At 62.2% G+C, this 384-nt stretch carries 1 protein-coding gene; it reads left to right on the forward strand.

Translation table 11 applies throughout. The features are described from left to right. On the forward strand, positions 1-384 hold a 384-nt coding region (locus tag JNB89_RS30840), incomplete at both ends, for a hypothetical protein (protein WP_220364737.1).

The following is a 384-nucleotide window of genomic DNA, read 5'->3' on the forward strand; positions in this document are numbered from 1 at the left end:
GTACGGGCCGGAAACGCATCAGGCGGGGATTTAATTCCCAACCCGACGTTTGACCCGGCGTATGACCAGATGGGGTTCAGCGTGGTAGCCACGACGGCTGAGGAGGTCCCGCCGGGCTGCCCGTATGGTTATGCGGCCCGAATTGCCAGCCGGGATCACCATCCTAACTTTGCCGCGTTCCCGGCCACGCTTAACGATGTGATTGAGATCAGCGCACTGGTTGCCTGCGGCGCCGGAACGGCGAATTTTAATCTGTATGTTGGCACCGCCGTTCGGCCAGATACGAGCACCGGTGCGCCACTCATGGCGGGGGGCGGAAAATCCCCCTCCGCGACCTGGCAGAGAACCACCTGGCGCTTCAAGGTCACGCAGGCGATGGTAGAC

This window comes from Paraburkholderia phenoliruptrix (genome assembly GCF_019511605.1).
Taxonomy (GTDB): Bacteria; Pseudomonadota; Gammaproteobacteria; order Burkholderiales; family Burkholderiaceae; genus Paraburkholderia; species Paraburkholderia phenoliruptrix_A.